The sequence below is a fragment of the Roseospira navarrensis genome, from assembly GCF_009601025.1.
Lineage (GTDB): Bacteria > Pseudomonadota > Alphaproteobacteria > Rhodospirillales > Rhodospirillaceae > Rhodospira > Rhodospira navarrensis.
On sequence record NZ_WIVE01000061.1, the window covers coordinates 1 to 24383 of the forward strand.

General features: G+C 69.2%; 14 protein-coding genes and 1 pseudogene. 6 read left to right on the forward strand and 9 right to left on the reverse strand.

Annotated elements, in window-relative coordinates; genetic code table 11:
- Positions 1-153 (forward strand): annotated as a pseudogene (locus GHC57_RS15430) (IS1595 family transposase); the annotation flags it as partial.
- Between the two features lie 679 nt (positions 154-832).
- On the opposite strand, the gene GHC57_RS15435 reads toward GHC57_RS15430, so the two are convergent.
- From GHC57_RS15435 to GHC57_RS15470, 8 genes are all read right to left on the reverse strand, one after another.
- Positions 833-1501, reverse strand: a complete 669-nt coding sequence (locus GHC57_RS15435) for a DsbA family oxidoreductase (protein ID WP_153345866.1) — start codon at positions 1499-1501, stop codon at positions 833-835.
- Positions 1502-1527: 26 nt separating this feature from the next.
- Positions 1528-3561: a hypothetical protein gene (locus GHC57_RS15440; RefSeq protein WP_153345868.1), complete on the reverse strand. Its 2034-nt coding sequence runs from the start codon at positions 3559-3561 to the stop codon at positions 1528-1530.
- Positions 3562-3784: 223 nt separating this feature from the next.
- Positions 3785-5011 carry an ATP-grasp domain-containing protein gene (locus tag GHC57_RS15445; RefSeq protein WP_153345870.1) on the reverse strand — a complete coding sequence of 409 codons (1227 nt, stop codon included), beginning with the start codon at positions 5009-5011 and terminating at the stop codon, positions 3785-3787.
- A 594-nt stretch (positions 5012-5605) separates the two neighbouring features.
- Entirely contained in the window at positions 5606-7018 is a 1413-nt protein-coding gene (locus GHC57_RS15450; protein ID WP_153345872.1) for a sensor histidine kinase, read from the reverse strand.
- Positions 7019-7040: 22 nt separating this feature from the next.
- Positions 7041-7718: a response regulator transcription factor gene (locus tag GHC57_RS15455; protein WP_153345874.1), complete on the reverse strand. Its 678-nt coding sequence runs from the start codon at positions 7716-7718 to the stop codon at positions 7041-7043.
- 672 nt (positions 7719-8390) lie between these two features.
- Positions 8391-9710 carry a DnaJ domain-containing protein gene (locus tag GHC57_RS15460; RefSeq protein WP_153345876.1) on the reverse strand — a complete coding sequence of 440 codons (1320 nt, stop codon included), beginning with the start codon at positions 9708-9710 and terminating at the stop codon, positions 8391-8393.
- A 6-nt stretch (positions 9711-9716) separates the two neighbouring features.
- Positions 9717-10211: a hypothetical protein gene (locus GHC57_RS15465; protein ID WP_153345879.1), complete on the reverse strand. Its 495-nt coding sequence runs from the start codon at positions 10209-10211 to the stop codon at positions 9717-9719.
- Positions 10212-10416: 205 nt separating this feature from the next.
- Positions 10417-11166 carry a PhoH family protein gene (locus GHC57_RS15470; protein ID WP_153345882.1) on the reverse strand — a complete coding sequence of 250 codons (750 nt, stop codon included), beginning with the start codon at positions 11164-11166 and terminating at the stop codon, positions 10417-10419.
- 572 nt (positions 11167-11738) lie between these two features.
- On the opposite strand from GHC57_RS15470, the gene GHC57_RS15475 reads away from it, so the two are divergent.
- From GHC57_RS15475 to malQ, 5 genes are all read left to right on the forward strand, one after another.
- Positions 11739-13199 carry an alpha-amylase family glycosyl hydrolase gene (locus GHC57_RS15475; RefSeq protein ID WP_153345884.1) on the forward strand — a complete coding sequence of 487 codons (1461 nt, stop codon included), beginning with the start codon at positions 11739-11741 and terminating at the stop codon, positions 13197-13199.
- Complete coding sequence (locus GHC57_RS15480; RefSeq protein WP_153345886.1) at positions 13196-15232, forward strand: maltotransferase domain-containing protein; 2037 nt, start codon at positions 13196-13198, stop codon at positions 15230-15232. The genes GHC57_RS15475 and GHC57_RS15480 overlap by 4 nt, the downstream gene beginning before the upstream one ends.
- A gap of 63 nt (positions 15233-15295) precedes the next feature.
- Positions 15296-18631: a maltose alpha-D-glucosyltransferase gene (treS, locus tag GHC57_RS15485; protein WP_153345888.1), complete on the forward strand. Its 3336-nt coding sequence runs from the start codon at positions 15296-15298 to the stop codon at positions 18629-18631.
- A 16-nt stretch (positions 18632-18647) separates the two neighbouring features.
- Positions 18648-20837 (forward strand): glycogen debranching protein GlgX, encoded by a 2190-nt coding sequence (glgX, locus tag GHC57_RS15490; RefSeq protein ID WP_153345890.1) that lies wholly within the window; start codon positions 18648-18650, stop codon positions 20835-20837.
- A gap of 28 nt (positions 20838-20865) precedes the next feature.
- Positions 20866-23076 (forward strand): 4-alpha-glucanotransferase, encoded by a 2211-nt coding sequence (gene malQ, locus GHC57_RS15495; RefSeq protein ID WP_153345892.1) that lies wholly within the window; start codon positions 20866-20868, stop codon positions 23074-23076.
- A gap of 642 nt (positions 23077-23718) precedes the next feature.
- On the opposite strand, the gene GHC57_RS15500 is transcribed toward malQ, so the two are convergent.
- The gene (locus GHC57_RS15500; RefSeq protein ID WP_153345894.1) at positions 23719-24120 is read right to left on the reverse strand and encodes a helix-turn-helix domain-containing protein; all 402 of its coding nucleotides are present in this window, start codon (positions 24118-24120) and stop codon (positions 23719-23721) included.
- Positions 24121-24383: the final 263 nt, after the last annotated feature.

The following is a 24383-nucleotide window of genomic DNA, read 5'->3' on the forward strand; positions in this document are numbered from 1 at the left end:
CGCAAGCATCTGCAAGCCTACCTCGATGAGTTCGTCTTCCGCTTCAACCGCCGCCGCACCCGGCACGCAGCCTTTCGATCCCTACTGGGCACCGTCACCACCAAAGGACCCATCACCTACGATATGTTGATCGCGCCGGAAGCAAAGGGATAAGCCTTTAATGGGCTTCACTTTAATGTTTTCTGAATGTAAGAAGATAGGCGCTCTATCGCCTCTGGATTTGTCCTGCATTGCGCCATGCACTCAACAAACGGCGCCAGTTCATCCTCAACAAGAAACTATAAAACATCGAGCAACTCCTCCCGCAGCTTGTTGTATATGGCGGGATTGACGGACCGAAGTCGTTTCGACGCATTCGATGAACGTTCCAATATGCCCTGCACTAATATTGCGCCTCCAATCACCCCAACGCCTATTCTTCCAAGGCCTTTTGCAATTGCACGAGTGACGACATTTTTAGCGATCGAGGTCCCCAAGTCGCCCGTTAATCCCGCGCCAGTCCCGACGCGGGAACCCGTCCATACCCCCCCTTGGGGAGGTTGGGAGGGGGGCGAGGAAATGTCCGCACGGATCCCGCGTCCCGCATCAACCCCGCGCGCTTTTTTTCAACCCCACCCCTGCCCTCCCCTATCCAGGGGGGGAGAGGTAAGGTCGCCCCCGGGACTCCCGGCGGTTGCCACCAGAGGCCACGCGGCCAAAACGAGAACTGCGGCTCTTTGCTTCCGTGCACGTTCTCAGCCAAAGGCGGTTGGATTGCGGATGGTATCCACAGGGCACCTGCCTTGCCAGGGCTCCGAGTCCAGATGACAGGGGAGTCATGGTTCATGCCTCATCACACGATCTGCGCCCCCGAGGCGAGGCGCTCGAACAGGGTGACGAAGCCCGCAACGCTCTGCGCGCCGGAGACGAGATAGGTCCCCTCGAAGACCATCGCCGGCACGCCGTTGATGCCGCGCCCGAGCCACATCTGTTCGGCCGCCCGCACGGCGTCGGCGCACCGGCCGTCCGCCAGCACGGCCGCCGCCTCGACGGGGTCAAGCCCGGCCTCCGCGGCGATGTCCGCCAGCACGGCGGGGTCGGAAACGTCCCGTCCCTGGGAGAAATAGGCCGCGAACAGCGCCTCCTGCAGCGCCGTCTGATGCCCCTGGGTTTCGGCCCAGTGCAACAACTGGTGGGCGGCGAAGGTGTTCACGATCCGGCTGTCGTCCGAAAAGGCGAAGCGGAACCCCAGGTCCGCGCCCAGAGCCGAGATGCGCGCCCGCGCGGCGGCACTCTGCGCGGGCGTGGCGCCGTACTTCTCCGCGACGTGCTCGCGCAGGCCCTGGCCCTGCGGCGGCATGTCCGGATTCAGCTCGAACGGGTGCCAGGTGATGTCGAGGCGGACGGCCCCCGCCAACCGGGACTCCGCCGCGCGGGTCTGTCGATAGCCGATCAGGCACCACGGGCAGACCACATCGGAGACGATCTCGACGCGGATCGGATGGGGCTCGGTCGGCGGCATCGGGGCCTCCCCTTTTCGCTCCCGGATCAGGCCGCCCCGGCCCGGGGCGCGGCCCAGGTCGCCCGGGCCATGTCGAGGATGGCCGTCACGGCGTCGTCCGGCACCGCATCGGTATGGCCCTCCTCGCAGGCGTCGTAATGAAACAGGTAGAGCCGGGCGGCGAAGCGGTCGAACGGCAGCGAGCTTTCCCCAAATCGTTCGCCGTTGCTGTCTGTGGACACGACCACGTCGTGGCCCCAGTCCTGGCCGCCGTCGTAGTTCGGGTTGTAGAAATAGATCCGCATCTCGCCGCTCGGCCCCAGACCCACGCGCAGGATCGAGATGGCGTGCCAGCCGATGAAACGCCCCACGCTGTCGGTCACCGCGATGCCGGCGGGTTGCGGGTGGGTGACCGGCTTGTTGCCGTTGTAGAGCGGGTGATAGAGCCCGTGAAACAGGCGCACGAAGCGGTCGGCATCGCCGGCCAGTCCGCCCGTGTTCAGGTCCACCGCCAGCGCCGTATCCTGGCCGACCCACCAGCCGTGCATGGCGCTGTTGACCCAGGCGTGGGGATCGCCGGGCCGGTCGGCGCACAGGCGGCCCATCTCGATGTAGAGGCGGTCCAGGTGCGGCACCAGGACCACCGAGACCGGATCCACGTCGATGGGCGGGGTGGGGGCGAGGCCCGCCGACAGCGCCGCCGAGGACAGGCGCTGGCCCTCGAACACCATGGTGATGTTGTGGTCCCGCGCCGCCCGGGTCAGCAGGTGCAGCAGATAGTCCGGCGCGGCCAGCGCCCACATGGACAGTGCGCGGGCCGCCTGACAGGTGGGGTTGTTGCCCTGGCCGATGCCCAGCGGCTGCCCCAGCACGCTGATGGTGCCGGCCAGCAGCAGGGTGGCCGGCGATTGGCGGTCGCCGAAGGCGGCGGTCAGGGTCTGCGCGGCGGTCGGGCAGGGCTCCAGCCCGATGTGACCCCACAACGCGGGGCCGATGGCCGGGTCGAACAGCAGGCCGCGTTCCAGCAGCAGGGCGAGGCCATAGACCGCCTGCGTCGTGTCGGGGGTGATGGCGGCATCAATCAGGCTGTAGACGAGACCGGCGTAGCACGAGAACGCCTCGGTCCCCGTGCTGCTCAGGCCCAGCGCCTGGCCGAGCAGGTCGCCGCGCTCCAGCGCGCTGACGTGGCGCAGGAACACGGGGTGATAGGCCGAGACCAGCCCGGTGTCGTGCATGGCGCGGGCGAAGGCCCGGGCCTCCTGCTGCAACGCGCTGTCGTCCAGGGTCTCCAGACGCTCGCGGTAGACGGCCAGGCCCGGGTCCTCGCGGCAGCCGGCGGTGGGCCCGAACAGGGCGCTCACCAGACGGGCGGCCCCCAGGCCGCCGCCACCGGAATTGATGCCCGGATCGTGCAGGCAGGCGGCGATGCGCGTGACCATCAGCTTGACGTCGTCCACCATGATCGGCCGCTGGGCCAGAATGCGGTCGATCTCGGTGCTCAGGCAGGCCAGGATCTCGCCGTAGCCGATGCGCTCGGCGATGAAGCCGACCAGATTGCGGATGGCGGCGTTCAGGGTGGCGTTGCTGCGTTCGGCCTCGGCCTGGGCGCCGAACAGCCGGTTCAGGTTGAGCGCCAGCAACTGGGCCAGGAAGTGCTGGGCCTGCTCCGAAGAGATGCGGGGGTGCAGCAGGTCACCCTGGGCGATGGAGAGCATGCGCAGTTCGCTCAGCAGCTCCAGCGTGGCGGTGGGCCGGTCGGCGTGGGCCAGCGTGCCGGTGGCCAGCGAGGGTTGCAGGATCTCCGGGTGGTCCCAGTCCGTGGCGTGGAACACGCCGGAGGCCTCGATCCGCGCCGCCCGGTCGTAGAGGGCCTGCGCGCCGCCCGGTTTGGCCAGCAGGCGCCCGGCGATGTCCAGCAGCGGGCCGCGCGCGGTCTGCTTGGCGAAGGCCGAGGTCTCCTCCAGCCGGGTCAGCGCGCGGTCCACCATGGCGCCAAGACGGGCCACCTCCCCCGCCGGATCCGGCGTCGTCCCGGGGGCCGGGGCGTCGTGGTCGGGGGGGACGGGAATCGGTTCGGACATGCTGGCTCTCCTGGCAGGCGCGAGGGACCCCCCGCACGGCCTTCAACGGGCGGTCGCGACCGCCGTTGATGGGATTCCGTTTCCGGCAGGCCATGGCCCGCCGGAAACGCGCGGCCCGACGCAGCGAAGCCGCGATCAGACTTTTCCATCGGCGGGTGAGGGTGACTCACCCGCCTGTTCGGCACCGGCCCGCTCCCACGGTCCTCTTCAGAGGCCGTTGAAGTTATACATAAAAATCCAGCTCTTCCTGGTGTTTCAGCAGGTCCCGCATGGTCGTCGGGTCCTCGCCCACGAAGTAGATCAAGCCCCAATGGGTGCCGAACGCGCTGCGCTTGGTGACCTTGTTCTCCATCGGCGCGGTCAGTTCGTGGGACTCGAAGTACGGATGGTTCTCGGTTTCCTCCGGAATGTCCAGGTCCGAGACCACCCGGCGGCGCGGATAGACCCCGAAGCAGCCGGCGTGCGTGGTGGCGTCCACCACTTCCTTCGGGAAGAAGGCCGCGATCTCCTCGTCCGTCGATTTGGGATCGAAACAGACGATCAGGCCCTGATAGCCGTTGAAGCCGTAGGCTCGTTCAAGAAGCTCGAAGACTTTGAAGCCGGGCGGCCGGAAGGCGACCTCGCCGAAGTACATGGTGCCGTCGCTGGTGACGAAGTATTCCGGGTGGATGAACCCGTTCTCGATGTCGAAGGTCTTGATGAGCTTCTCGACCTCCTGTTCCACGCGCGGGCGCCACGATTCCAGTTCCGGCGAGGCCGGCACGAACACGGAATAGCCCAGCGTGACATATTCCGAGATGTTCAGGAACTGCACCTTGCCGTTGTGGATCCAGGCCTCGACCGCGAATTCCCAGCCGTCCAGGTGGCTTTCCATCAGCACCGGGAATTCCTCGTCGGGAATGGTGTCGATGTCGTCGGCGGTGCGGATCACGCGGTGCCCCAGGCAGCCGGCCTTGTCGAAGGCCTTGATGTGGATCGGGTCGTTGGGGTCGCCGTCCAGCTTCAGCAGGGTCTGGTTGACCCGCTTCAGGAAGCGGATCACGTCGCCGCGGTCATGGGCTTCCTCGAAGATGCCGACGCGGATGCCGCCCAACTGGGCGCGGCGCTTCATCAGCGCCTTGTCGCGGAACAGGATGGCCTGACCGTGCAGGCGCGGGTTGCCCTGGATCACGGAGTTGATGGCGCCGGCCCATTCCACCGTTTCCTCGAACAGAGGGATGGCCACGTCCACGCCCATGTCCTTGAGCTTCTCGGCGATCTCCATGGAGCGCTCGTTGAGACGCTCGAAGTTCCACGGCACGTAGGGGATGTTGTTCTCGGTGCAATAGGACTCGGCCCAGTCGGGGGCGACGACCACATAGCGGCGATCGAAGCGCTCGGCGGCGTCGATCGCGCCCAGCGACCAGCCCAGCAGGGCGACATATCCCTTGTCCGGATTCTTCTCGGCCATCGGTGTGGGTCCTCCTGTGATTGCGGTCCGGTCCGGCCCGCGCGACGCCCGTAGGGGCGTGGAGACCGTCGCGCTGGTGTGCCAAGGCGCGGGGCTCGGACCGCCGGATGGAATGAACCGCCGCGCGCCCCCTCTGTGGGGGACGGGACGGGATGCGGTGAGGGCAATGAAACGGCAGCGGCCGGGTCATCGCCGATCAGTGTCATGGCTTCGGCGGCGGGCGCGGGGGTGTCGCGCCGATCCCGGTCGCGGGGCGGGCAGGCCCCGAACGGTGTTGATGGGAAGCCGGGATCACGCCAAAGGCGGACCGGACGGCGGCCGGTCGCGGCGTGGTTCGGGTGACGCCAGCGCGGAGCCTGCGGCGTCACAAGGCCCACAAGCCTTGCAGAGCCACCCCCGCCCGGTCAAGGGGGTTGGGTTCGGCGTCTCCAGGGCAACGGGCTCAGGTTGCCGGAATCGGTCCTGCCGGTCTTTGCAACGGGACGGTGCGCCGGTGCGTCTTCCGGCCTCCGGCGCCCGACGGACAACGGACGACGGACAGGGCGGAGATTTGGGGGGGGGCGGGCGGCTCCGATGCGAACCCAACCGGCGGCCCTACCCCACCGCCGCCCCGTCGCCCTCCGCCGGCGTCCGGCGCGCGGCCTTTTCCGGGAACACCAGTTCCACGCGCAGGCCGGGCGCGTTGTCCAGCAGGTCCAGCCGCGCCCCGTGCAGGTCGGCCACCGCCGAGACCAGACTGAGCCCCAGCCCGGTGCCGTGGGTATGGCGGCTCTGTTCCAGCCGGACGAAGCGGTTCAGCACGGCGCTACGGAATTCCTCCGGCACGCCCGGCCCGTTGTCCGCCACCACCACGCGGGTCGAGCCATGGGCCGCGTCCACCCACACCCGCACCTGCCCGCCTTCGGGCGTGTACTTGATGGCGTTGTCCACCAGATTGGCGATCGCCTGACTGAGAAGGTGGCGGTCGCCCACCACCACGGCGCGGTCCCCGGCCTCGGGCGGCGTGAAGGCGAGCGTCTGCCCGCGCTCCTCGGCGACGGGCTCGTACAGCTCCGCCGTGCCGCCCGCCAGATCCGTCAGGTCCACCGGCGCGAAATTCTCCTTCGCGTTGCGGCCCTCGATGCGGGCGATGGACAGCAGCGCGTTGAAGGTGTGCAGGATGGTGTCCGTGTCCTCCAGCGCGCCTTCCAGCGAGCGGCGGTATTCCGCAAGGTCCGGCTGGCCGACGAGGGTGATCTCCAGCCGCGAGCGCATCCGGTTCAGCGGGCTGCGCAGGTCGTGGGCGATGTTGTCCGTCACCTCCCGCATGGCCGAGATCAGCTTCTGGATGCGGTCCAGCATGCTGTTCAGGTTGGTGGCCAGCCGGTCGAACTCGTCGCCGCCGCCGGAGACCGGCACGCGCCCCGACAGGTCGCCTTCCAGGATGGTCTGGGCGGTGGTGTTGACGGCGTCGATGCGGCTGAGCAGGTTGCGGCTCATCACCACGCCGCCGATGATGCCCAGGATCAGCGCCGCCCCCAGGGCGAAGGCCAGCGACTGCTCCATGATGCGGGAGAAGTTGGAGCGCTCTGTCATGTCGCGCCCGACCAGCAGCCGCAGCCCGCTGGGCAGGGTGACGATGCGGGCCTGGGCCGGCCAGACCTGCCGCCGCCCGTCCATGTCGCTTTCCACCGTGAACCGGAGCCAGCCGTTCCGGTCGGGCGGCACGGTCGGCCAGGTGTTCAGGTTGCCCACCACCGTCGGGCCGTCGGTGCGCTTGAGCAGATAGATCAGGTGATTGCTCTGGAAGCCGTTGACGCGGCTCTGGATGGCCTCGATCAGGCGCGAGGGGCCGCCGCGGCGGTAGATGTCCTCCAGACCGGCCATCTCGGTGTTGATGGCGGTCACGGTCTGCTGGTCGATCAGGGCGGCCGTGGTCAGGAACACCAGCCCCAGCACCAGCCCGGACAGCAGCGCGAACATGATGGCCGAGATGAGCGCCAGTCGAAAGACCGTCGTGCGGAACATCCGGCCCGTGCTGATGGCGGGCCTAATCGCTCTCCCGCAGGACGTAGCCCGCGCCTCTGACGGTGTGGATCAGCGCCTTGTCGAAGTCCTTGTCCACCTTCTGGCGCAGCCGGCTGACGTGGACGTCGATGACGTTGGTCTGCGGGTCGAAGTGGTAGTCCCACACGTTTTCCAGCAGCATGGTGCGGGTGACCACCTGCCCGGCGTGGCGCATCAGGTATTCCAGCAACCGGAACTCGCGCGGCTGCAGGGCGATGGTCCGGCCCGAGCGGGTCACCTGGCGGGCCAGCAGGTCCATTTCCAGATCGCCCACCTGCAACCGGGTCTGCTGCGTCGGCCCCTCGCCCCGGCGGAGCAGGGCCTCCATCCGCGCCAGCAGTTCCGAGAACGCATAGGGCTTGGCCAGATAGTCGTCGCCGCCCGCGCGCAGCCCCTGCACGCGGGCGTCCACCTCGCCCAGGGCGGACAGGATCAGGACCGGCGTCTGCTTGCCGGCCTTGCGCAGGGTTTCCACCACCGCCAGCCCGTCCAGGCGCGGCAGCATGCGGTCAAGCACGATGGCGTCATAGGGCTCGTTGGTGGCCATGTAGAGGCCGTCCATGCCGTTGTCGGCATGGTCCACCACATAGCCGCTTTCCCGCAGCCCCTTGGCCAGATAGGCCGCCGCCTCGGCATCATCTTCGACAACCAGGATTCGCATGAGGGGGACTATAGCGGTTTGACGCCCGGCGGCAACAGGGACGCGACCGGCCGGCCGCCGCAGGGGCCTATGCGGAATGGCCGGGTTGCGTTGGCCGCCGGCCCGGCCCAGACTATCCGTCGCTACAATGTGCCGTAGTGTTCGTGTCGATACCGTTTTTGTGTCGAAAAAGGCATCTCCTCAATGCCGCATGGGCCCCGTCGTCATCCGACGGGGCCCTTTTTTCGGGTCATCGCGCAAAATCGCGGTCGCGTGGTTTCCGGACCGCAGCGGCCACCCGAGACACCCCCTCTCCACCCCATTCCATGGGGAGGGAGTCCGTCCGGCGTCTGGTGGACCGGGCCTCCTGCCCCCCGGCAGGCTATCTGATTCACACGTCTTCAGCGGCAGGCGCCGGATCATTCACCACCAGGACACGAAGAACACCAAGAGCGCGGCGCAATCATCATGGGGATCGCCCTCCATCATCGTGCCGGAGAGGCTCTTCGGATCCGTCAAGGCGCCGACCCCTTGGTGATCCTGGTGTCTTGGTGGCTCATTCTCTTGCCCGAGACGGCCGCTCCGGTTCGAAAAATGTGTGACCGTGATCGCCCCGGCAGCGGGGAGGAGCCGGGCACCATGACCCCGCGACCCCGGAATTCCGTGATGACCCTTTTTTCGGTCCGCCGCAGGTTACCGAGTCTGGTCCGGGATCGCCGAGGCCACCCGGGCGAGGCTGTCCGAGGCCACGAACCCGCTCACGCCCTTGGCGGTCAGCACGCGGCTCCAGGCGCCGTCGCGGGTCACCTCTGTCACCATCAGCACCGTGGACCGGCTGAGGGTGGCCACGGTGCGGGCGGCCGGGTCCGGCTGCGCGAGCACGGCCACGGCCGGGGCGCGGACCGCATGCAGCGCCCCCGGCGTGATCCCGCCCGCCGGGTCGAGCGCCAGCGGGGGCGCGGGCCGGGTCGGGGCCTCGGTCATGGCCGGCGGGGTGGGCTGCGTGCGGCCGACGAACGGGCCGGCCCCGGTCCCGGAGTCGGCTCCGGCATCGGACCCGTCGTCGGGGGGCGATGGCCGGGTGCGGCCGCTCACGGGCCCCTGGTCCTCGTCGGAGGACGCGGCGACCGGCGGCGCCTGTCGGGTGGCCGGGGCCGGCGGATCGGTCAGCAGGGTGGCCACCAGCTTCGACGGTCCGGCGATGTAGACCGCCACGGCCACGATCAGCAGCAGGGGCGCAATCTGCGCCATCTGCGCCGAGCCGAACCGGGGCGCGCCGTCGCGGCGGCGCGGCGCGGGCTGATCGGCCAGGGTCTCCAGCAACTGGGTGACGTGGGCCCGCTCGGCGGGCGCGTGAGCGAAGCGGCGCGCCTGCTCGGCCAGTCGCCGGGCGACCACCAGGTTGCCGCGCGCCAGGAAGGCCCGCGCCTGCGAGGCCAGAAGCTGGAAGTTCTCCGACGCCGGCAGGTCGCCGCCGGTCAGGTTGCGCCACAGCGCGGCCAGGGTCGCCACCGGCCCCCAGGGAATCGCCCACCAGCCCAGCGCCCAGCACGACAGGCTCGCCGCCACCGTGGTGCGGTCCGCGTGCACCCGGCAGAACACGCCGGCGATGGGCGCGCGCTCCACCCGCAGGCCGCGCCCTCGGACCCGATAGAGCACCCGATAGCGCAGGTCGAAGGTGGCCCGGCCGCAGACCTGACAGGTGCGCAGCCCGAGCGGGCCGGACTCCGCGCCCGTGGATGCAGGGCCGGTCGCGGCGGGGCGGCTGGCCTCGCCCCCCGGGCCCCAGCTCAGGCCGCTGTCGTAGCCGCGCTTGCCCCGGGGATCGCGCAGCACGCCGTAGGCCTCGGTCAGCGCGTTGAACTCCTGGGCGGCCTGCGGCGAGGGGTTGCGGTCCGGGTGCAGCACCTTGGCGCGGGCGCGGTAGGCGCGCTTGATGGCGTCCAGGTCGGCCTGGGGGGTGATGCCAAGGATGGCGTAGTAGCCTTTCGGATCCACGTTGCGCCGGGCCATGCCGCGTCAGCTCCCCTCGGCGCGGGCCGACGGCGCCGACGGCGCCGACGCCGGCAAGACGGTCAGGCCCCGGCGGTCGATCCAGCCGGGCTGGCTGTCCACCAGGTCCACCGCCTGGGCGCCGGCGCGCAGGCTCACCCGCAGCCAGCGCGGCACCACCTCGTTGTTCATGTCATCCAGGATGGCCACCCCGAGCGCCTCCAGTCCCGGCCAGACCGTCGTTTCCAGGGCGGCCATGTAGGCCGGGACGGCCGCCGGGTCCAGCACGGTGCGGTCCGGCACATAGGTGACGGTCATTGTCACGGCCACGGGCGGGGTCACGGCCACGGGCGGGGTCGCGGGCGCCGGAGCCGCGTCGATCGCGCAATGGGCCGTGCCGGTCAGGCTGACGCGGAAGTCGAGGCGCTCGGCCGGGCTCGGCCGCAGCACCAGCAGCCCGCGCCGATCCTCGTGCGGGTCCGGGTCCGGGGCGGCGTGATCGCGTGGGTTGGGTGACGTCATGGGGTCCCGCTGGGGCAGACCGGCCCGGACACCCCGGGCCGGCCGCCAGTCTAGCGCGAAGGCACCCCGTCCGTCATGCGGGCTGAGACGGACGGGCGGGCCGGGCGCCCTTCGGGCCCCCAAACCTCAAAGAATGGCACCGCTTCGCGGTGTCAGGGCGGCGCCGGCCATGGACGTCAACGGCCCTCGACCGAGGCCGTTGGGGTTACAGCACCGAGAGCATGCACGACACCAGCGGGTGACGGACCACGTCGCGGTCGGTCAGGCGCACGACCGCGATGTCCTCCAGCGCCTCCAGCCGGTGGGCGATGTCGGACAGGCCGGAGACCCCCGGCAGCAGGTCGGTCTGGTCCGGGTCGCCCGTGATGACCATGCGCGAATGCCAGCCCAGGCGGGTGAGCAGCATCTTGATCTGGCCGTAGGTGCAGTTCTGGGCCTCGTCGATGACCACGAAGCAGTTGTTGAGCGTGCGCCCGCGCATGTAGGCGATGGGCGCGATCTCAATGGTGCCGTCGGCGATCAGCGCCTTCAGCCGCTTGCCGCCGGTGCGGTCGGACAGCGCGTCATAGAGCGGGCGGAGGTAGGGCAGCAGCTTTTCCTCCATCGTGCCCGGCAGATAGCCCAGGTTCTCGCCGGCCTCGACGGCGGGGCGGGACAGCACGATGCGGTCGATGCGGCCTTCCTCCAGTTGGCCGACGGCGGTGGCGATGGCCAGGTACGTCTTGCCGGTGCCGGCCGGGCCGATGGCCAGGGTCAGCGGGTGGTCCTCCATGGCCTCCAGCAGGCGGCGCTGGTTGTCGTTCTGCGGCCGGATGGTGCGCTTGTAGCTCTGGTCGCGGTGCCCGTCGATCGGGTCCCAGCCCACGCCCATGGGATGCAGGGGCACCGGCGCGTTGCCGGGGCGATGCTCCTGCGGCGGGCGGGCGGCGGCGGACTTCGCGGAACGTCTGGCCATGGCGGTTACGTCCTTTCACTGGAGGGAAGGGCGACACCCCGTGCGCGGCCAGGGGGGTGGCCGGCACGAAAAACGCCCCCGAGGGATGACTCGGGGGCGGGAGGGACAGCTCTGGCGATGATGAGAGAGGTGTGCAGACCCGGCGCAGGCGCGGCGGTCACGGGGAGGCGCGGACCGGCGGAGACACCGAGCCGCGCCCGTTCGGGCAAGGGGGCGGTGTCGGGCCGTGCGTCGCGCCATGCCGGTGGGCTCCCGCTGCAAGGTCTGGGAGCAGAGTACGCGCTTCGCCCGGGCCTGTCACGTCTGTTGTATGTGAAGCCCTTGTGACGGTACCAGATGTAGGACAGCGCCTGCGGGTCCGGAGCCGAGCGCCCGCCGCGCGCCGGTATGGGCCTTGATCCCCGGGGCGATATCCTTCACGAAATTGTCGGCTTCGGGCCGCCCTTACCGGCTTCGCCTCCGCCCGGCGGGCGTGCTAAGGTCGGAGCCGCTCGCCCTCTCCCGGTGCTTCCCCTCCCGGCTGTCCTGGCGCCCCCGACCGGGCCGCGCCACACGGCAAGGACTTGATCGCCATGCCGACCGACCCAACGTCCCGGCCGTCGCTGGCCGGTCTTCGCTTTCCCGGCCAGGGCCCGGCCCGCCAGCCCGGACCGCTCGATGCCCTCGCCCCCCCCGCCCTGCGCAAGGTAGGTGTCATGCTGCTGCCGATCGTCGATGACCCGGCGCCCCGCATCTACAACCTGTTCCCGACCCTGGCCGGGCCTCTGTCCCGCTGGCATGAGCACTTCGCGCGCATCCGCCGCATGCGGTTCAACTGGATCTACGTGAACCCGATCCACTACCCGGGGTTCTCGGGCAGCCTGTACGCGGTCAAGGACTATCACGCGCTGCACCCGCTGCTGGACGACGGCTCCGGCCGCTCGGCGGCGGATCAGATTCGCGAGATGCTGGACGCCGCGCACGAACACGGCCTCAAGGTTATGCTCGATCTGGTGGTCAATCACACCGCCAAGGATTCGCCCTGGGTGGACGAGCACCCCGACTGGTACGTGCGCGAGCCGGACGGGTCCGTGCAGTCGCCGTTCGCCATCGACCCGGCCGACGCGAACAACAAGACGGTGTGGGGCGATCTGGCCGAACTGGACTTCACCCCGCGTCCGGCCCGCGACGGGTTGGTGGCCCAGTATGCCGCCATCACGCGCCACTACGCCGGGCTGGGCTTCGACGGCTTCCGCTGCGATGCGGCCTACAAGGTGCCGGCGGACGTCTGGGCGGAGTTGATCGGACAGGCGCGCGCGGTGCGCCCCGGGGCGCTGTTCGCCGCCGAGACCCTGGGCTGCCGCCTGCCGGAGATCGAGCAGTTGCGCCCGGCCGGGTTCGACTATCTGTTCAACAGCTCGAAATGGTGGGATTTCCGGGAGTCCTGGCTGCTGGACCAGTACGACGCGTTCCGCTCGCTGGCACCCTCCATCGCCTTCCCGGAAAGCCACGACACCCCCCGCCTGCGCGCCGAACTGCCCCAGGGCGCCGGCACGCAGGCCGTGGAGGCCGCCTATCGCCGCGCGTGGCTGTTCGCCTCGGTGTTCTCCAGCGGCACCATGATGCCCATGGGCTTCGAGTTCGCCTTCGCCGGCAAGCCGGATGTGGTCACCACCCGGCCGGAGCACTGGGAGGACACGGGCATCGACCTGCAAGGCTTCATCGGCGCGGTCAACGACATGAAGCAGCGCGCCCGCGTGCTGAACTGGGAGGGTCCCCAGGCGTTGGTCGAACTGGGCGCCGATGTCTGCATGCTGGTGCGTCGGGCCGAGCACGACCCGGATGTCTCGGTCGTGGTCATCAACCGCGACCGCAAGGAAGGGCGACGCCTTCCCGTGGACCTGGTGCGTCATCCCCAGTACGGCGTCGGGGCCGTGCCGCTGGCCGAGATGACGCCGGCGCGCGCCAAGGGGCGCCTGGACGCCCAGGCCAACGTGTTTCTTGAGCCGGGCGAGATCCGGCTCTTCGTGCATGATCCCAGGGAGCCATCATGAGCAAGCGGAAACCGGCGGCCACCGGGGCTTCGGCCGCCATCGACCTGTCCAGCCTGTCCAGCCGCCCGATCGTGATCGAGCAGGTGCGGCCCGCCATCGACCACGGCCGGTTCGCGGTCAAGCGGCGCGAGGGCGATGCGCTCCAGGTCGGCGCGGCCATCTTCGCCGAGGGGCACGGCGCGCTGTCGGCGGTGCTGAAGCTGCGCAAGGCCGGGGCGACGGACTGGCGGGAGTTTCCCATGGTGTCGGTCAACCACGGCCTCGCGCTGTGGGAGGGCGAAGCGCCGCTGGAGGACATCGGCCGCTTTGAATACACCATCGAGGCGTGGCGCGACCTGTGGACCTCGTGGACCGACGAGGTCGGCAAGAAGGTGGGCGCGCATCAGGACGTCTCGCTGGAGCTGGTGGAAGGCCGCGCGCTGGTCGAGGCGGCCGCGCGCCGCGCCATCGCCGACGACGCCAAATACCTGAAGACCGTGCTGAAGGGCGTGGACGCCCGCGACGCGACCCCGGACTCCAAGGTGGCGCTGATGATGTCGGACGATCTGGCCGCCGTCATGGCGCGCTGGCCGGATCGGTCCGAGGCGGTGGACTACGATCTGACCCTGCCGCTGGTGGTGGACCCGATCCGGGCCAGCTTCGCGGCGTGGTACGAGATGTTTCCGCGCTCCCAGGGGACCGTGGAGGGCCAGTGGGGCACCTTCGAGGACTGCATCCGGCGCCTGCCCGAGGTGCGCGCCATGGGCTTCGACGTGCTCTATTTCGTGCCGATCCATCCCATCGGGGTGTCCCACCGGAAGGGCAAGAACAACAGCCTGACCGCCGGACCGGACGAGCCCGGCAGCCCGTACGCCATCGGCTCGGCCGAGGGCGGGCACACCGCCATTCACCCGGCGCTGGGCACCATGGAGGACTTCGAACGGCTGGTGCGCTCGGCCAACCACATGGGCATGGAAGTGGCGCTGGACATCGCCATCCAGTGCGCGCCGGACCATCCGTGGGTCACGGAGCATCCCGAGTGGTTCAAGTTCCGCCCGGATGGCACCATCAAGTACGCCGAAAATCCGCCCAAGAAGTATCAGGATATCGTCAACGTCGAGTTCTTCGGTCCGCATCAGTACGACTTGTGGGAAGAGTTGCGGCAGGTCTTTCTGTTCTGGATCCGACACGGCGTGACCATCTTCCGCGTCGACAACCCGCACACCAAGCCGGTGCCGTTCTGGGAGTGGGTCATCCGCACCATCAAGGACGATTACCCGTTCGTGCAGTTCCTGTCCGAGGCGTTCACGCGCCCGCCCATGATGAAGATGCTGGCCAAGGTGGGCTTCACGCAGTCCTACAGCTATTTCACGTGGCGCAACAGCAAGCAGGAGCTGACCGAGTACCTCACCGAACTGACGCAGACCGATTGCGTCGAGTACATGCAGCCGAACTTCTTCGCCAACACCCCGGACATCCTGCCGGAGTTCCTGCAGCGCGGCGGCCGACCCGCGTTCATGATCCGGGCCGTGCTGGCGTCCACCCTGTCCACGGTCTACGGCATCTACAACGGCTTCGAACTGTGCGAGAACGACGCCATTCCGGGCAAGGAAGAGTACAACAACAGCGAGAAGTACGAGTTCAAGGTGTGGGACTGGGACCGCCCCGGCCACATCAAGGACCTGCTGACGCGCCTCAACCACATCCGCCTGGACAACCGGGCGCTGCAGGACTTCCGCGCGCTGCGGTTTTATCCGACGGACAACGACGATGTGCTGTTCTATGGTCGGATGACCGCCGACCGGGACAACATGGTCTTCACCCTGTGCAGCGTGAATCCGTTCGATGCCCAGCACGTCTGGATGCAGTTCCCCCTCGCCGAGATGGGCATTCCGGCGGATCAGGCGTTCGAGGTCGAGGATCTGCTGAGCGGCGACCGGCACCTGTGGACCGGGCCGTGGCATCACTACTACCTTGACCCGGCGGTCAATCCGGCCGCCATCTTCCGCATCCGGCCTTGGCGCCCGGTGGACTACCGCACGCCCAGCCCCTGAGGCCCGTTCCGGTCCTCCGCGCCAGCCCCTCGCCTTTCAAGACGGACCATGAAAGGGCCGCCCATGAGCAGTGTCGCAAGCCGTGTCGTGACGCGTGACGCCACCGTCGATCCGCTCTGGTACAAGGACGCGATCATCTACCAGTTGCACGTCAAGGCCTTCGCCGACAGCGACGGCAACGGCATCGGTGACTTCCGGGGTCTGACCGACAAGCTGGACTATCTGACGGAACTGGGCGTCACGGCCGTCTGGCTGCTGCCGTTCTATCCGTCGCCGCTGCGCGACGACGGCTACGACATCGCCGAGTACAAGGCGGTCAATTCGTCCTACGGTTCGATGAAGGACGTGCGCAACTTCGTCAAGGCGGCGCACGAGCGCGGGCTGCGGGTCATCACCGAGTTGGTCATCAACCACACCTCGGACCAGCACCCGTGGTTCCAGCGCGCCCGCCGGGCCAAGCCGGGCAGCAACTTCCGCAACTTCTACGTCTGGTCCGACACCGACCAGAAGTACGACGGCACGCGCATCATCTTCACCGATACCGAGGAGTCCAACTGGGCCTGGGATCCGGTGGCGAAGGCGTACTACTGGCACCGCTTCTTCAGTCATCAGCCGGACCTGAACTTCGACAACCCGAACGTCTTCAAGGAAATCCTGCGGGTCATGAAGTTCTGGCTCGATATGGGCGTGGACGGGCTGCGGCTGGACGCCATCCCCTATCTGGTGGAGCGCGAGGGCACCAACAACGAGAACCTGCCCGAGACCCACGACGTCATCCGGCGTCTGCGCGCCTGGATCGACGAGAACTACCCCGACCGCATGTTCCTCGGCGAGGCCAACCAGTGGCCGGAGGACGTGCGGCCCTATTTCGGCGACGGCGACGAATGCCACATGGCGTTCCACTTCCCGGTCATGCCGCGCATCTACATGGCGGTCGCGCAGGAGGACCGGCACCCCATCGCCGACATCATGCGCCAGACCCCGGAGATCCCGGACACCTGTCAGTGGGCCATCTTCCTGCGCAACCATGACGAACTGACGCTGGAGATGGTCAGCGACCGCGAGCGCGACTACCTCTACAACACCTACGCCGCCGACAAGCGGGCGCGCATCAACGTGGGCATCCGCCGCCGCCTCGCGCCGCTGCTGAACAACGACCGGCGCAAGATCGAACTGCTCAACAGCCTGTTGATGAGCCTGCCCGGCACCCCCATCGTCTACTACGGCGACGAGATCGGCATGGGCGACAACATCTTCCTGGGCGACCGGGACGGCGTGCGCACGCCCATGCAGTGGTCGCCGGACCGCAACGGCGGGTTCTCGCGGGCCGATCCGGCCAACCTGTACCTGCCGGCTATCATGGACCCGGTGTACGGCTACGGCGCCGTGAACGTCGAGGCGCAGGCGCGCAGTCCGCATTCGCTGCTCAACTGGATGCGCCGGCTCATCAACACCCGCAAGCGCCACAAGGCGTTCGGGCGGGGTCAACTGGAGTTCCTCTACCCCGGCAACCGCAAGATCCTGGCCTATCTGCGCCGGATCGACGGCGAGGACATCCTGTGCGTGGCGAACCTGTCGCGCGCCTCGCAGCCGGTGGAGCTGGACCTGTCGGAGTTCGCGGGCCGCGTGCCGGTGGAGCTGCTGGGCCGCAGCGCGTTCCCGCCCATCGGCGAGCTGCCCTACTTCGTCACGCTGCCGGCCTACGGGTTCTACTGGTTCCTGCTGACCGAGGAAGCGGAGGCACCATTGTGGCATGAACCGTTCGTCCACCCGCTCCCCGACCTGATGACCCTGGTCATGCCGAAGGGCTGGGACAGCCTGTTCACCGGCGAGACCGGCGACGCCATCGTGGGCGAGATCCTGCCGGCGTTCCTGCCCAATCAGCGCTGGTTCGCCGGAAAGGAACAGGGGCTGGCCCAGGTGGAGATCGCCGATCAGGCCACCGTCCAGGGCGAGGGTCGGGGCGACGCCGCGTTCCTGGTGACCGTCGTCGGCGCTCACCTGGACGACGGCGAGATCCAGCGCTATCTGCTGCCGCTGGCCCTGACGTGGGAGGCCGACAACGAGGATCCCATCGTCGGCCTGCTGCCCTACGCCCTGGCCCGGGCGCGCCGGGTGAACCGCGTCGGCGTGCTGCACGATGCGCTGGCGGATGCGCCATTCACCGCCGGCGTGGTCCAGGCCATGCGCGACACCCGCGAGGTGCCCACCGCGCACGGCGGGCGGATCGTCTTCCGGCCCACGCACCTGCTGGCGGAGGAAGCCCCCATCTCCCAGGACGACATCGGTCGTCTGGGCCGGGAGCAGTCCAACACCTCCATGCTGCTCGGCGATCGCATGGTGCTGAAGGTCTATCGCCGCCTCAGCGAGGGCGTGCATCCGGAACTGGAGGTGGGGCGCTTCCTCACCGACGTGGCCGGTTACGCCAACACGCCGGCCCTGCTGGGATCGGTGGAGATGATCTCGGCCGACGGCGCGCCCACGGCGCTGGCGGTGCTGCAGGCGTTCGTGCGCAACCAGGGCGACGGCTGGGCCTACAGCCAGGACTACCTGCGCCGCTACCTGGAGGACGCCGAGTTGCACACGCACACCGGATCGGCGGTGGATCAGGCGGAAGAGGCCGACCATTCGCTCTATCTGGGTCTGGCCGAGACCATGGGCCGACGGGTCGCGGAACTGCACCGGGCGCTGGCCATCGAGACCGACGATCCCGCCTTCCAGGCCGAGCCGGTGGCCCCGGACGACCGCCGGTGGTGGCTCGATCAGGTCAAGGCCGAGGCCGCCAAGGCCAAGCGCTCGCTGGAAGGGGCGCTGCACACCCTGGACGCGGAAACCCGGACCGTGGCCGACGATCTGCTGGCCCATTGGGACCGCGTGGACGGCGTGATTGAGACCGCCCTGCCCGAGGGCGTGGACCTGATGAAGACCCGCTTCCACGGCGATCTGCATCTGGGTCAGCTCGTGGTCGCCAAGGACGATGTCTACATCCTCGACTTCGAGGGCGAGCCCGCCCGCGCCGTCAACCAGCGCCGGTTGAAGCACATGCCGCTGAAGGACGTGGCCGGGATGGTGCGGTCGTTCAACTACGCCGCCTGGGCGGCATTGTTCGACCGCCAGCAGGTGCAGGCGGATGTCCTGGCCGACCTGGGGCCGACCGTGGAGGCCTGGGAGGCGCAGGTCGTCGAAACCTTCCTGTCGGGCTATCACGACGCCATCGGCGACTGCCCTTCGGTCCCCGCCGATCCGGACCAGTTCCGGTCGCTGCTCAACCTGTTCACGCTGGAAAAGGCGTTCTACGAGATCGGGTACGAAACCGCCAACCGCCCGGCCTGGGCCCGCATTCCGGTGCGCGGCGTCCACCGCCTGGTGCTGGGCGGCCCCGCCACGGCCCGCGACTGACGGATACGGACCGCGGATGGGGGACTCGGACCTGCGCGTGTGGCCAGGGCATCCCTGGCCTCTGGGAGCGACATGGGATGGACGCGGCGTGAACTTCGCCCTGTTCTCGGAACGGGCGGAGCGTGTTCAGCTCTGCCTGTTCGACGACCAGGGGCGGGAAACCCGCGTCGATCTGCCCGAGTACACCGACGAGGTCTGGCACGGCTATCTGCCCGACGCCGCCCCGGGGCAGGTGTACGGCTACCGCGTCTATGGCCCGCACGCGCCGGAACGGGGCCTGTGGTTCAATCCGCACAAGCTGCTGATCGACCCCTACGCCCGCGCCCTGGTGGGACGGCTGGACTGGGCCGGGCCGCATTTCTGCTTCCAGTTGGGCCACCCGCGCGCCGACCTGTCGTTCTGCACCCGCGACAATGCGGCCACCATGCTGAAATGCCAGGTGGTCGAGCCGGGCGCGGGCCGGGGCACGTTCCGGCCGCCCCGGCACGCCTGGCACACGACGATCCTCTACGAGATGCACGTGCGCGGCTTCACCATGCGCCATCCCGAGGTGCATGAGAGCTACCGGGGCACGCTCGCCGGGCTGTCCGCGCCGGCCGTGATCGACTACCTGCGCGGGCTGGGCATCACCGCGGTGGAACTGCTGCCCGTGCACGCCTTCCTGGACGACCGGCATCTGGTGGTGAAGGGCCTGCGCAACTACTGGGGCTACAATCCCATCGGGTTCTTCGCGCCGCATCCGGCCTATCTGGCCACGGGCCAGTTGAGGGAGTTCCGCGCGTTCGTGCGGACCATGCATGACGCCGGGATCGAGGTGATCCTCGACGTGGTCTACAACCACACCGGCGAGGGCAACCACATGGGGCCCATGCTGTCGTTCCGGGGCATCGACAACGCCAGCTATTACCGACTCGTGCCCGGCAACGAGCGCTACTATATGGACTCCAGCGGCTGCGGCAACACGCTGAACTTCCGGCATCACCGGGTCGTGCAGTTGGTGATGGATTCGCTGCGCTACTGGGTCGAGGAAATGGGCGTGGACGGCTTCCGGTTCGATCTCGCCAGCGCGATGGCCCGCGAAGCCGGGCACTTCGACCGCGAGGCCGGATTCCTGGACGCCGCCCGCCAGGACCCCGTGCTGTGCCGCGTCAAGATGATCGCCGAACCCTGGGACGTGGGCGACGGCGGCTACCAGCTTGGCAACTTCCCCGCCGGCTGGGCCGAGTGGAACGACCGCTACCGCGACACCGTGCGCAGCTTCTGGCGCGGCGATCCGGGCCAGGTGCCGGATCTGGCCACCCGCATCACCGGCTCGTCGGACGTGTTCGCCCGCCGGGGCCGCAAGCCCTGGGCCAGCGTCAACTTCGTCACCGCCCACGACGGCTTCACCCTGGCCGACCTGGTCAGCTACGACCGCAAGCACAACGAGGCCAACGGCGAGGGCAACCGCGACGGCACCGACGACAACCGGAGCTGGAACCACGGCGTGGAGGGACCGACGCCGGACAACGCCATCTCGCAACTCCGCCTGCGCCAGCGGGTCAACATGCTGGCCACGCTGCTGTTGTCGCAGGGCGTGCCCATGCTGCTGGCGGGCGACGAATTCGGACACAGCCAGCAGGGGAACAACAACCCCTATTGCCAGGACAACCCGATCACCTGGCTGGACTGGGAGCGCATCGGCACCGACGGCCGCCGCCTGACCCGGCTGGTGTCGTGGCTCATCCGCCTGCGCCGCGACCATATCGTGTGGCGCCGCGATCGCTTTCTGAAAGGCGAGCCGGTGCCGGGCACCGATATCGTCGATGCCCAGTGGATCAATCCCGACGGGCGCGAGCGGCAGGTGAGCGACTGGGAAAACGGCGAAACCCGGTTCATCGGTTTGTTGTTGCGTGGGGCGGCCGGTTTCTACTACGTCACGCCCACGGGCGAACCGCGCCCGGACGAGAGCTTCCTCCTGTGCATGAACTCGGGTGTCGCGCCGCTGACCTGCCGTCTGCCGGTGCTGCCCGATACCGGACACTGGCTGCCGCTGCTGGACTCCGCGGACGGGCCGGTGCTGTCGGCCGCCCCCGTGCAGGGGGACGGCACACCCTATCGCATGGCGGGGCGGTCCCTGGTTCTGTTCCGGCGCACGCTGCCGCGCGCCGGGGACGGGGGAGACGCCCGGCCGCGTCCGACCGACCCGGCGAGAGAACGCCGGTAACCTGACATCCCGGCTGGAGTATACGGCCATGACCGAGCGGGACGAACTGGAGGCCCTGGCGCGACGCGCCGGGGTGTCGCCCGAGTACTGGGACGCCTTCGGGACCCATGCCGTCGTTCCCGAGTCCACCAAGCGCGCGTTCCTCACCGGGATGGGCATGGCCGCCGGCGACGACGTGGCGGCCGCGCGCACCCTGGCCGCGCTGGAGGCGGACGGCTGGCGGCGGCTGGCCCCGCCCTGTCTGGTGCTGCGCTGCGAGGCCGAGGGGCTGGACCGCCTGCCCCTGGTCGTCTCGGTGCCCGAACCGGCCCGCGATGCGGTGCTGGACTGGCGCATCGAGATGGAGGGCGCCACCGAGGGCCCACAGACGGGGCACCTGTCGCTGACCGGCCCGGACGTCACCGAGGTGGGCGCGGCCGACCTGGACGGCCAGGGCGTCCGGCGGCTGTCGCTGGCGCTGCCGGTCGCCCTGCCCTGGGGCTATCACACCGTGTGGCTGTCCGCCCCGGGCGCGACGGCCACCCGGACGGTGGTCATCGTGGCGCCGTGGCGCTGCTACCTGCCGCCCGCGCTGGAGGCGGGCGGGCGCGTCTGGGGGCCGTCCGTGCAGGTCTACGCCCTGCGCGGGCGCGACGACTGGGGCATGGGCGACTTCGCCGACCTGCGCCATCTGGCCGTCGAAAGCGCCCACGAGGGCGCCGGCGTGCTGGGTATCAACCCGCTGCACGCGCTGTTTCCCACCCGACCGCGCCACGCCAGCCCGTATTCGCCGAGCAGCCGCCTGTTCCTGAACCCGCTGTACATCCACATCCCGGCGGTGCCCGAACTGGCTGACAGCGACAGCGCGGCGGCGATCATGGAGGCGGCCGGTTTCCGCGACCGGCTGGATGCTCTCGCGGCCGGCGACCTGATCGATTACGACGGGGTGCACGCGCTCAAGCGGCCGCTGCTGGAAGCGCTGTTCGAGACCTTCGCCGCGCGCCACTTGGGCCAGGACACCCCCCGGGACCGCGCGTTCCAGGCCTTCCGCGCCGACCGGGGCCGACCGCTGCGCCTGTTCGCCATTCACGAGGCGCTGGCCGAGACCTTCGCCGACCACGGCCATTGCCACCGCGACTGGCCGGCCGAATACGGCCAGCCGGACGCCCCCGCCGTGGCCCGGTTCGCCGAGGAGAACGCGCACCGGGTGGCGTTCCACGAGTACCTGCAGTTCGAGGCCGATCGCCAGCTCGCCCACGTCTCGGATGCCGCCGCGCAGGGTGGCATGACCGTCGGTCTGTATCACGACCTCGCGCTGGGGGCGGACACCACCGGCGCGGACATCTGGATGAACCAGGACCTCGTCGTGGACGGCGTGGCCGTGGGCGCGCCGCCCGATCCCATGAACCTGAAGGGCCAGAACTGGGGCTTCCCGCCGCTGAATCCCGTGCGCCTGCGCGAGCGCGCCTATGACATCTTCGTCGAGGTGGTGCGCGCCGGCATGCGCCACGCGGGCGCGCTGCGTATCGACCACGTGCTCGGCCTGATGCGCATGTTCTGGATTCCCCTCCGGGCCGAGGCCCGCGACGGCGGCTATGTGGGCTATCCCTTCGACGAGATGCTGGCCGTGCTGGCGCTGGAAAGCCACCGCCAGCGCTGCGTCGTGATCGGCGAGGACCTGGGGACGGTCCCGGACGGATTCCGCGAGCGCATGGCCGAGGAGAACATCCTGTCCTATCGGCTGTTCTACTTCGAGCGCCACCTGGACCAGTCGCTGAAGCATCCGGCGGAGTACCCGGCCAAGGCGGCCGTGGCGGTGGGCACCCACGACCTGCCCACCCTGCGCGGGTTCTGGACCGGGCACGATCTGGCCGTGAAGAACGACATCCACCTGTTCCCCAGCCGTGAGAGCTATGACCGCGAGCGCGAGACCCGCGCCCAAGACCGGGGCCGCATCCTGGGAACGCTGGCGGAAACCGGCTGCGGAGTCGGCGACGACGGCTCGGGGGCCGCGCCGTCGGGCGCGCTGATCGACGCCATCTACGGGTTCATGGCGGCCACGCCCAGCATGATCCTGCTGCTGCAGTTGGAAGACGCGCTGGAGGAGCTGGAGCAGGCCAACGTGCCCGGCACGGTCGAGGAACACCCCAACTGGCGCCGCCGGCTGAGCGTGGCGGTCGAGGACCTGCCCGCGCATCCGCGTTTCGCCGCCCTGACGGCCCTGCTGCGCGAGGCCCGGCCGCGCCCGCCCCGGGGATAGGGCACCACCGGGGGCGGAGGGTCGGGCAACCAGCACGACAGCCGTCGGGTGGAGTCGCCCCCGGGTGTGTCTCGTCCGCAAACCGCTTGATGGCTTCGCGTCGGATGTTCGGGCGCCGGATCCTCGGTGGGCACGCACCGGACTCCCTCCCCTGGCAAGGGGAGGGCTGGGGAGGGGCACATGCTTGAAACCGCAAACGGTTCGAATGCCGCCTTTGCCCCCTCCCAACCTTCCCCCCGCCGGGGGGAGGAGTCCGGGGCCGGCCGGACAAAAAGGGGACTCTTTCCGTCGGCCGGTATCAAACGGAGACGCGGCGGGAGCCATCCACCGGGTTTGGTGACGTGGCGCACGGTCCACCGCTTCTGCCGCCCCAGGCGGGACATTCGATCTGGAAGGCGGCCTCATCCCTCACGTGTCTTGCTTCGCGCTGACGTCGTTGGTGATGCCGGGCGGGAGTTGCACTCCCGCCCGGACCGTTTTCATCCCCACGCATTGGGCAAAACCATCCGGACGGGGCTGCAAGCCCCGTCCGGCATGCAGAAGGCCTGTCCGTGCGATCCTTGAGATGTGTGAATCGGATAGCCCCCGCCGGGGGGGGAGGAGTCCGGGGCCGGCCGGACAGATAGGGTTCCGCCGGGCCGCTCAGCGTCGGGCCAGCACCTCCAGCAGGGCGGCGAAATTCTTGCGCACCTCGCGCGGCGCGGCGGCGTAGGCCTGCATGAGATCGTGGCTCTCGGGGTGGTCCATCAGGGGCGGGATCCCCGGCGGGCAGGACGCCACGCGCATCGGGTCATGGCCGCCATAAAAGTGCCCGACCCGCACCCCCAGTTCGCGCGCCGCCGCCTCCAGACGGGAGGCGGTCAGGACGTTGGTGGCCTCTTCCATCCGCTTGAGTTGGTCGGGCCGCAGGCCCATGCGCGCGGCCAGGGTCTCGCGCGACAGGCCGACCTGTTCGCGGGTCTCCCGCAGCGCCCGCCCGATGTCGCGCTCCATGGCATGATTGCGCTGGCTCCGCACGCGGCGCCTTGCCGTCTCCTCGCCCACGGCCCCCTCCCATGATACACGTCAGGCGCGCACCGGGACACAGGAGCGCGCTTCACCTGTGTATATCACGAGCGTGGAGCGTTCAAGGTGTCGCTTGTGTTTTCAGGTTGTGGCCCGTGCCCAGCGGCATCACGCGCCCGGGGGGGGGGGGGGCGGCCGGAAACCAGAGGGTCACTGATGTGGATATAATTATTCGAGAATGGACGGAATTATTTGATCACGGGACCCGGGATATAGGGGCACATTCCGGGCTATATCGGGAT

Coding starts and splice junctions, on each gene's coding strand:
- GHC57_RS15470 (WP_153345882.1), bottom strand. CDS start 11,166: ATGGCCAGACGTTCCGCGAAGTCCGCCGCCGCCCGCCCGCCGCAGGAG.
- GHC57_RS15445 (WP_153345870.1), bottom strand. CDS start 5,011: ATGGCCGAGAAGAATCCGGACAAGGGATATGTCGCCCTGCTGGGCTGG.
- glgX (WP_153345890.1), top strand. CDS start 18,648: ATGGGGGACTCGGACCTGCGCGTGTGGCCAGGGCATCCCTGGCCTCTG.
- GHC57_RS15450 (WP_153345872.1), bottom strand. CDS start 7,018: ATGTTCCGCACGACGGTCTTTCGACTGGCGCTCATCTCGGCCATCATG.
- GHC57_RS15465 (WP_153345879.1), bottom strand. CDS start 10,211: ATGACGTCACCCAACCCACGCGATCACGCCGCCCCGGACCCGGACCCG.
- treS (WP_153345888.1), top strand. CDS start 15,296: ATGAGCAGTGTCGCAAGCCGTGTCGTGACGCGTGACGCCACCGTCGAT.
- malQ (WP_153345892.1), top strand. CDS start 20,866: ATGACCGAGCGGGACGAACTGGAGGCCCTGGCGCGACGCGCCGGGGTG.
- GHC57_RS15440 (WP_153345868.1), bottom strand. CDS start 3,561: ATGTCCGAACCGATTCCCGTCCCCCCCGACCACGACGCCCCGGCCCCC.
- GHC57_RS15480 (WP_153345886.1), top strand. CDS start 13,196: ATGAGCAAGCGGAAACCGGCGGCCACCGGGGCTTCGGCCGCCATCGAC.
- GHC57_RS15460 (WP_153345876.1), bottom strand. CDS start 9,710: ATGGCCCGGCGCAACGTGGATCCGAAAGGCTACTACGCCATCCTTGGC.
- GHC57_RS15475 (WP_153345884.1), top strand. CDS start 11,739: ATGCCGACCGACCCAACGTCCCGGCCGTCGCTGGCCGGTCTTCGCTTT.
- GHC57_RS15435 (WP_153345866.1), bottom strand. CDS start 1,501: ATGCCGCCGACCGAGCCCCATCCGATCCGCGTCGAGATCGTCTCCGAT.
- GHC57_RS15455 (WP_153345874.1), bottom strand. CDS start 7,718: ATGCGAATCCTGGTTGTCGAAGATGATGCCGAGGCGGCGGCCTATCTG.